The sequence below is a fragment of the Lacinutrix sp. genome (genome assembly GCF_023299985.1).
Taxonomy (GTDB): Bacteria; Bacteroidota; Bacteroidia; order Flavobacteriales; family Flavobacteriaceae; genus Lacinutrix.
Map to the genome: position 1 here is coordinate 1 of NZ_JALZVX010000195.1, position 8,504 is coordinate 8,504.

Here is an 8,504-nt window from a genome sequence, read left to right on the forward strand (position 1 = left end):
TGGGTAAATGAAGAAAAAGAAATACACTGTGATACAGTAATAATATCTACAGGTGCTTCTGCTAAATATTTAGGTTTAGATTCTGAACAGAAGTATTTAAAACTTGGTGGAGGTGTATCGGCATGTGCAGTTTGTGACGGTTTTTTCTACAGGAATCATGAAGTAGTGATTGTTGGAGCAGGAGATAGTGCTTGTGAGGAAGCACATTATCTTTCAAAATTATGTACTAAAGTGACTATGTTAGTGAGACGCGATGAGTTTAGAGCATCTAAAATTATGGCTGCAAGAGTTAAAAATACAGAAAATATAGAGATACTATTTAATACTGAAACTGAGGAGGTTCTTGGTGATGGACAAGTAGTTACTGGTGTTCGTGTAAAAAACAATCAAACAAATGAAGTGACAGATATTCCTTCAACTGGATTTTTTGTAGCTATTGGTCACAAACCAAATACAGATATCTTTAAAGGTTTCTTAGATCTTGATGAAACAGGATACATTATAAATGCAAAACCAGGAACATCTAAAACTAATATTGATGGTGTTTTTGTAAGTGGTGATGCAGCAGATCATGTCTATAGACAAGCTGTTACAGCAGCAGGAACTGGTTGTATGGCAGCTTTGGATGCAGAACGTTATTTAGCAGCTAAAGATTCTACTTTTGAGGTGAGCACACCTAGTTATAATTAAGCTAGAAATTTTAATTTGATACTTTTAAATCACAAAAACCAAAGCATTGCTTTGGTTTTTTTCTTTTCAAAAACAAAAATTACTTTCATTATATAAAAAAAATAAGTATTTTGTTGGTTCAATACTTAGTCTCAAAACTAAGCGAATTGTATCCCTTTATGAAACTTGATGATCTTTCTGAAGTCGAGCAGGCAAATTTACTCCTAAAACAGGCTTATGCTTTACGTATAAATAATATACATAAAAGTATTGCGCTAGCAGATCAAGCACTTACTATTAGTACATCTATTAAAAACAACTCGCTTTGTGGTAAAAGTTTAAATCAGTTGTCGTTGTATCACATGATTACTAGTGATTTTGAAAAATCTAACGCGTATTCTAATAGAGCTATAAAATATTTTGAATCGATAAACGATGATATAGGAATTGCAGGAGCTAAATATAACATTGGGAGTGTTTTGTATAAATCTTATGATTACCATAATGGTCTGGTTTACTTGTTAGAGGCTTTAGTTATTTATAAAAAGCATGAAGATATAGCAAACCTATCTAAGGTAGAAAAGGCAGTAGGTACAATCTACGAATATATTGGAGACCCAGATAATGCTTTTAAAACTTATAAGAGTGCTATAAAAAATGCAAGAAAAATTGATAACATTAATTTAGAATCTAACGTTTTAAATAACCTCTCTGGTTTAGTATTAAAGAAAGGCAAGAGTGGAATGGCTATGAAAATGATTACGCATTCTATTAATTTAAAGCTAAAAAGTGGAGATAGAAGAGGTTATGGTTTTGCAATTTATGGTCGCGCTAAAGTCTATATTCAAGCTAGAGATTTTAAAAAAGCAGAAACTGATTTAAATGAAGCGTTAAGTATTCATAAAGAATTCAAAGAACAGATGGGAAGCTCTATGGCGCTTAGTAAGTTAGGTAAATTGTATCTTGAAATGGGAGATCTTAATCAAGCAGAAGAAAAGTTACAGGAAAGTCTAAAACTTACTTTAAAGTATAATATATCAATGATAAAAATTAAAAACTATCATTTGTTATATCTAACCAATAAATCAGCAAATAAAACTATAGAAGCGCTACTTTTCTTAGAACATTATTTAAAAGAGAAAGAAATTACAATGACCACGCAGACCCTAAGAGTTATTGATAATTATGAATTGATTAATAAAATGAGTGCCTTAGAAAGTGAAACCTCTATTCAAAAAGAGAAACAAAAAGCAATTGATAAAAAAAATAGAGACAAAAAAAAGACTCTAAAGCAAAAACAAGATTTTTTATCTATCATGAGTCATGAAATTAGAACACCTCTAAATGCTATAACAACTATAGTCTCTTTGTTAAAGGACAGAATACAAGGAGAGGATAGAAAATTATTTGGAAGTTTACAATTTGCTTCAAACAACCTCATAACTATTGTTAACGAAATATTAGATTTTACTAAATTAGATTCTAATAAATCGGTTATTGAATACAGTAACGTAAACTTTGATGCATTATGCTCTAATATAATAAACTTATATGTTAATGCTGCAAAGCATAAAAACATAGATTTAATTTTAGATAATCGTATCTTAAAGAAACAATATTATCTAATAGACCAGCCAAAGATGGCTCAAATTTTGGGTAATTTAATTAGTAATGCTATTAAGTTTACAACTACTGGTAGCATAGTTTTTTTAACAGAATTAGTAGATAAAGACAAAACACACGATAAGATTAGGTTTAGTGTAAAGGACAGTGGTGAAGGTATTTCTAAAAAAAACATTAATATTATTTTCGATAGTTTTTCTCAAATAAAACCAATTACAACTAGAGTGCAAGGTGGAACTGGTTTAGGATTGGCTATTGTTAAAAAGTTAGTGTTACTTTATGGTGGAATTATTCAAGTAAATAGTACTTTAAATAAAGGCTCAGAATTTTATTTTACGATTAAACTAAAGAGAATAGAAAAAAAGGAAATTATTGAAATTAATAATTTTGAAGCACTTAAAAATAAGAAAGTATTAATAGCAGAAGACACGCTTTTAAATGCAGTACTAATACAAAAAGTATTGTCGAAATGGAACATTAAATCTCATCATGTAAAAGATGGTAAAGAGGCTTTAGAGGCTGCAAAGAAAAATAGATTTGATTTTATTCTTATGGATGTTCATATGCCAATAATGAATGGTTTAGAGGCTACAAGACTTATTAAAACAACTCCCAACAAAAATAAAAACACACCAGTATTTGCTGTTACAGCAGATGTTTTGACTAATAATGATAAAAAGAATTCAAAATTATTTGAAGCAATACTTTGGAAGCCCTTGGAGATTGATAAGCTTTTTTTAGCCTTATCAGGAAAAAAATAAAATAAAAATTAGAATTATTTCTTCCTTAAAACAGCTTCGTCTTCAAATTTTTTCAATTCAATTTTTGGGCTATTGTAAATGTAAGTCTCAGTAGTTCCAGAGGCTTCAATTATAAAATCTTTTGTTGCTTCTATATGTGAGTCTGCTCTCCCTTGAGCAATTAAATTACAAGTTTTAGTTGTCAATTTTTCAGCTTTTAAAGTAGAAGAGTTATCTATATTTACTGTTAATTCATCTGTATCTCCTTCAAGTCTTGCATTAGCGCGTTGCAGCATGTCTATAGAGATAGTTTTAGAATTTATTAAAGCTTCAATAGATGTATTGTCGCTTAAATCTAAAATTGTTGATTTTGAAGTAATATTTAATTCTGCTTTGGTTTTTCCTGCTCCTATGTATTGAAAATTTTCAGCCTCAACGGTTAAAAAAACTTTAGTAGATTCTTTAGTTCTTAAAATTAGGTCTTTTGCTTTAATTGTACTTAAAGCTGTAAGTTCTGCATCTTCTTTTAATTCTATAATATTTAAAGAGTCTATATATACAATAGTAATTTCCATTTTTTTACTAGAAGAAATTCTTTTATTTGTTTTAAAACTTAAACTGCCTTCAAGCACATTAAACTCTATAACGTCGTGTAAATTATCGTCTGTATCTACTTGCACAGAAGTTAATTCGCCTTGTTTTATATTAATTTTAAAATCGTCACCAATTACTAGGCGATTAAAAGCATCTATTTCTGTAATTTGAGTAGTAACGTTTCTGCTGCCTTTTATTTTTTCTGAGCTTTGCGAAAATCCAGAAAATGTTATTATTAAGGTAAGGATAAGTAAGTGTAGTTTTGTTTTCATATCTATATTCCGAGAAAGCGGAAAATCTTATAATTAATTGTTCAGTAAATATATAACAAAAACCATCCCAAACTTTTTTAAAAGTTTGGGATGGTTAAATGTTGGTTGATTTTTAATTGAATTCTTATATTACTACTTTTATAATTAATGTAATTATAAACTTGGCTATGGTTATCATAATTTTAGTTTTTTTAATATTGAAGTAAATTCAATACAAGTTGGTTATTTATTATTTTTTCTTCTTATTTGAAGTTATTTTAATTCCATCTTCGTCTATTTTTACTTCAACATTATCGGTTTTGCTTTGTACACCATCTTCGTTAATTTGAATAGAATTAGCATTAGTTGTTGCTTCAACACCATTAGAGTTTATTTTAAGTTTTGCGCCATCATTATTAATGTTTACGTCTATTTCAAAATTGTCGTCATTATTATCTTTATCAGGACAATCGTTACAAACTAACGCATTATTTTTTACTTCTAAATAGCGATCTTCCATACCATGCTCTAAAATATCGTTATAGCGATAGGAGTCGTTACTATGGTAGTTATAAGTGTTTTTATCTGCAATTAAAAAACTACCTTCTGGTAAATACAGAGTCACTTCAACTCTTTGATCTCTTTGTTTACTATTATTAGGGATTAAAAAGTGATTATCCAATTTAAGTAATTTACCTTCTAAGGTGTAGTTGTAATTAATATTATCTGCTCTATCTCTAGCCGTATTATAGTTATTACCTCTAGCACTACGTACAGTTCTTATTTTTGCAACACTATCTTTAGTAGACTTTATTATTAAGCGAATACCTTGAGAGTAAATTACTTTATCACCATTTTCTGCAAATCCAGTTTCATAATTATCAAAACGTCTTTTAAAGTTCTCTGCATAATAATCGTTTGCATGCATTAATAGTGTTAAAGTATCATTAGCTTTTATATTAAAAAGTTGTTCGGTTTTAACAACTTGTGCCTTCTCTTTGTAAGATAAGCCTTGTCTAACACCAATAATGGATAAACCTATAATGGATAATATCCATATACCTAGTAAAGTGAATTTTGCAACATTACCTATAGATTTTAAATTAGTAACTAGAATTTTAAGCCCTAAATAAAAGAGTAAAAGAAAAGGTATTACTAAAGCAAAAAAGCCAAGTAAAGCTACAATCCAATAAGGAGTACCAGTTGTATTTGCTAATTCTAGAAAGTCTGGACTAATATTAACTGCTTCATGATTTCCAAAAGAAGTAATAAATAATGCTACTGATATAGCAATTGCTCCTACAGCACCTGTAAACATTAGAATTAGCCCAATAAATTTTGCGAACATTTTTAAAATAAACATAAAAATATTAGCAATAGTATCGAAAAACGTTTGTGAGCTTGACTTTATTCTATTAGTCTGTTTATTAACATCTATATTTTTTACCGAGTTTGAAATGCTATCGCTTGCATTTTCAAAGCCTTCTTTTAGTTTATCTCCTGCTTTAATAATATTTGGTCCTACGCTTTCTGAAACACTATCAAACCCATCACGAATTTTTTTTTCGATGTTAGTAATCGTCACATTTTCTCCAGTCATTAATATTTTTTCTGAAGTTGTTTTGGCTTCTGGAACCAGTATCCAAAGTAGAATGTAAATTAATACTCCAGTACCAAAACCAAGTATTAATATTAACCACATAATTCTAATCCAAATAGCATCTATACCAAAGTAGTGAGACAATCCAGACGATACACCACCTACATAAGAGGTTTCTGTGTCTCTAAAAAGTTTTTTAGATCTGCCTTTAGTGTAGTTTATTTGTTGTGGTTCGTCTTCAAATATTTCATCGTCCACAAGGTAGTCTTCTGGTTGACCCATAATGGTAATAATGGCTTCAACTTCTTTATTTCCAATAACTTGTTTATCGTTTAATATACGTTCTGTAAATAATTCTGCAATACGTGCCTCTATATCTGCAATTATTTCAGATCGACCTTGAGAGTCTGTAAATGAACGTTTTATAGACTCAAGATAGCGCTGTAACTTAAGGTATGCATCTTCATCTATATGAAAAAATATACCTGCTAAATTTATGTTTACTGTCTTATTCATTTTTTTGTTGTTTTTGAGGGTGTTACAATATTAACTGCGGCTTGTAATTCGTCCCAAGTGGTGGTTAGTTCTTTTAAAAATAATTGTCCGGTTTCTGTTAGCCCATAATATTTTCTTGGTGGTCCAGAGGTGCTTTCTTCCCAACGATAACTTAGAAGTCCTGCGTTTTTAAGTCGTGTAAGTAATGGATAAATTGTACCTTCTACTACAAGCAATTTGGCGTCTTTTAATGTGCCCAAAATTTCGGCAACGTAAGCATCCTTATCTTTTAAAACAGATAAAATACAATACTCTAAAACACCTTTGCGCATTTGTGCTTTTGTGTTTTCTATCTTCATGTTGTCATGCGATTTAATGTTGTTAAACTGTTCATTTTTTGATTGATTTATTGATGAATTTTTTTATAAATAATATTGATTTATGTATACTAAAGCAATAATGTTTATGCTTATCAAAAGAAAAGTGATTAAGTTAAATTTCCATGATATTTTTTGTTTTCTGCTTGTTTTAATTAGTAACCCTATTAAAAAGACGCTAACTATAATTGGTAATGTCATTTTTCCAATACCTAACCATTCGCTTACTCTAGCTTCATCATTAGCCATTATAGTAGCACTTATTACTGCAGCAAAAGAGCGCATTAGTGCAGTAACAAATAAAAATGGATACCAATTTAATTTTGTGCTTTTATTAATGATTATAAAAAATAATATTGCTTGTGCTATTGTAAATAATGGACCTGCAGCACTTACTAGTTGGTTTTCCCATTCATTACTATAGTTTCCGCCATTTGCTATGTTAGCAGAGTTTAAATTCATCCACATATCATAGCCCAAAATCTCTCCCATAATAAAATGAGCGCCTTCGTGAAAAAAGAAAGTTAGTAATACAGCTATATTACAAATAGCAGTGTATTTTAGGTTGATTTTATATTTAGTTTGGTTGTTCATTAGTTTTTTATATTATTTTAAAAACGTAATAGTAAATGGATAATCGTAAATTTCTCCATTTCTAGCTTTTAAACTTGCTTTAACTATAAAAACAATTTCAAGAATAAAACCAACTACAGCTAAAAAGCCTATTGAACCTCCAATGTAAAATAGAGGTGAAACTTTGTTTATATTAAAACGAATATTATCGAAAAAATTAAAATCTATAAAATCGAAACTATTAAATATACTGAAGGCAAAAAACGGTATTGTTATTAGCCCAATAATTAAAGAATAGATTAAAATACTTATTTGAAAATTTAGTACTTGCTTTCCATTTTTATCTATAAATTGAGATTTATCTTTATTTATTATCCATAATACTAATGGCCCTAAAAAATTTCCAAAAGGAACAATAAACCTTGAAAAGGTAGATAAATGTATAAAAGTGGCAATATTGGTGTGGTTTTTTTCGTGCATATTAAAAGTATATAATAGTTGCTTATACAAATATATGTCTTTAAAAAGGTAGTATGTTACGCATAGTACTAAAAATTAACATATTTTTAACATATTGAAGTATGGATTATTTTCAATAATTTTGAGAAAATCATAAAATAAAATGAAGCTAACACCAAGTAACATAAATACTTTTAACTTTTTTAAACTTCCTGCTGTGTTCTTTACTGGAGTACGTGTAAAAAGCATAGACAATACTTCTTGCACTGTTAGTGTAAAACACCGTTGGATAAATCAAAATCCATTTAAATCTATGTTTTGGGCTGTGCAAGGTATGGCTGCAGAATTAGCAACAGGCGCTTTAGTACTTGGTAAAATTAGAAATTCTGGCAAGAAAGTATCTATGTTAGTGACTAATAATAACGCAAGCTTTACTAAAAAAGCAACTGGACGTATTATGTTTGCATGTAAAGATGGACATTTAATAGATAAAGCTTTAAGTAAATCTATAGACACAGGAGAAGGTCAAACTTTTTGGATGCAAGCTTTGGGTACAAATAAAGAAGGAGTAGTAGTGTCTACTTTTAATTTTGAATGGTCTGTTAGAGTAAAAAGTTAGAATAATTGTAATGTTTTTATTTAAAGAAGACTATTTATAAAATTTTAACTTCTTAAGTCTAATTTTACTTTTTAACGTTAAATTAGTCATAGTTTTATTAGATTTTGGTCTATTTTTAGATAAAGATAATAGGTCTTAAAACTGTTAATTGTGAATATTTTAACTGTTAAATAATTAATAAATTGATCTTTAGGTTTGTTTTTTTATTATATTTAGTAGAAATTAAAAACCATTAGCCTATAAATAAAAGTTACTTTTTTAACCAAACTTAAAATACATATTATGTCAAGAGCAATGTTCGAGTACACTAAAACCATACTCAATAAAGTTAGTTTTGATGTCAATTTGTTTTGTAAAGAAGTAGAAAAAGCACTTCAACGACTATTACCTTACGAAATTGAAGAAATTAAAATTTATATAGAATCTTTAGTAAATAAAAATCCAGACTTAAATAAATGTTTAATTTATTTAAAAGCATAAATTAAAAGCGACTTTAAAGTCGCT

9 protein-coding genes are annotated in these 8,504 nt (G+C 28.7%); 4 read left to right on the plus strand and 5 right to left on the minus strand.

Going from position 1 to position 8,504, the window contains the following annotated elements; translation table 11 throughout:
* Both Q0C58_RS10520 and Q0C58_RS10525 read left to right on the plus strand, forming a co-directional pair.
* On the plus strand, positions 1–690 hold a 690-nt coding region (locus Q0C58_RS10520), incomplete at its 5' end, for an FAD-dependent oxidoreductase (protein WP_290701118.1).
* Positions 691–848: 158 nt separating this feature from the next.
* The gene (locus Q0C58_RS10525) at positions 849–3,053 is read left to right on the plus strand and encodes an ATP-binding protein (RefSeq protein WP_290701120.1); all 2,205 of its coding nucleotides are present in this window, start codon (positions 849–851) and stop codon (positions 3,051–3,053) included.
* 14 nt (positions 3,054–3,067) lie between these two features.
* Here the strand turns inward: Q0C58_RS10525 and Q0C58_RS10530 are convergent, their stop codons facing one another.
* The 5 genes from Q0C58_RS10530 to Q0C58_RS10550 form a co-directional block, all read right to left on the minus strand.
* Positions 3,068–3,898, minus strand: a complete 831-nt coding sequence (locus Q0C58_RS10530) for a DUF2807 domain-containing protein (protein ID WP_290701121.1) — start codon at positions 3,896–3,898, stop codon at positions 3,068–3,070.
* 229 nt (positions 3,899–4,127) lie between these two features.
* Positions 4,128–5,993: a PspC domain-containing protein gene (locus tag Q0C58_RS10535; protein WP_290701123.1), complete on the minus strand. Its 1,866-nt coding sequence runs from the start codon at positions 5,991–5,993 to the stop codon at positions 4,128–4,130.
* Positions 5,990–6,331, minus strand: a complete 342-nt coding sequence (locus Q0C58_RS10540) for a PadR family transcriptional regulator (RefSeq protein ID WP_290701125.1) — start codon at positions 6,329–6,331, stop codon at positions 5,990–5,992. The genes Q0C58_RS10535 and Q0C58_RS10540 overlap by 4 nt, the downstream gene beginning before the upstream one ends.
* 63 nt (positions 6,332–6,394) lie before the next feature.
* On the minus strand, positions 6,395–6,943 hold the full coding sequence (locus Q0C58_RS10545; protein ID WP_290701128.1) for a hypothetical protein: 549 nt from the start codon (positions 6,941–6,943) through the stop codon (positions 6,395–6,397).
* A 12-nt stretch (positions 6,944–6,955) separates the two neighbouring features.
* Positions 6,956–7,402 (minus strand): DUF4870 domain-containing protein, encoded by a 447-nt coding sequence (locus Q0C58_RS10550; protein WP_290701131.1) that lies wholly within the window; start codon positions 7,400–7,402, stop codon positions 6,956–6,958.
* Between the two features lie 142 nt (positions 7,403–7,544).
* On the opposite strand from Q0C58_RS10550, the gene Q0C58_RS10555 reads away from it, so the two are divergent.
* Together Q0C58_RS10555 and Q0C58_RS10560 are read left to right on the plus strand one after the other, a co-directional pair.
* On the plus strand, positions 7,545–8,000 hold the full coding sequence (locus Q0C58_RS10555) for a DUF4442 domain-containing protein (protein ID WP_290701133.1): 456 nt from the start codon (positions 7,545–7,547) through the stop codon (positions 7,998–8,000).
* A gap of 282 nt (positions 8,001–8,282) precedes the next feature.
* Positions 8,283–8,480: a hypothetical protein gene (locus Q0C58_RS10560; protein ID WP_290701137.1), complete on the plus strand. Its 198-nt coding sequence runs from the start codon at positions 8,283–8,285 to the stop codon at positions 8,478–8,480.
* The last annotated feature ends 24 nt before the right edge of the window (positions 8,481–8,504 follow it).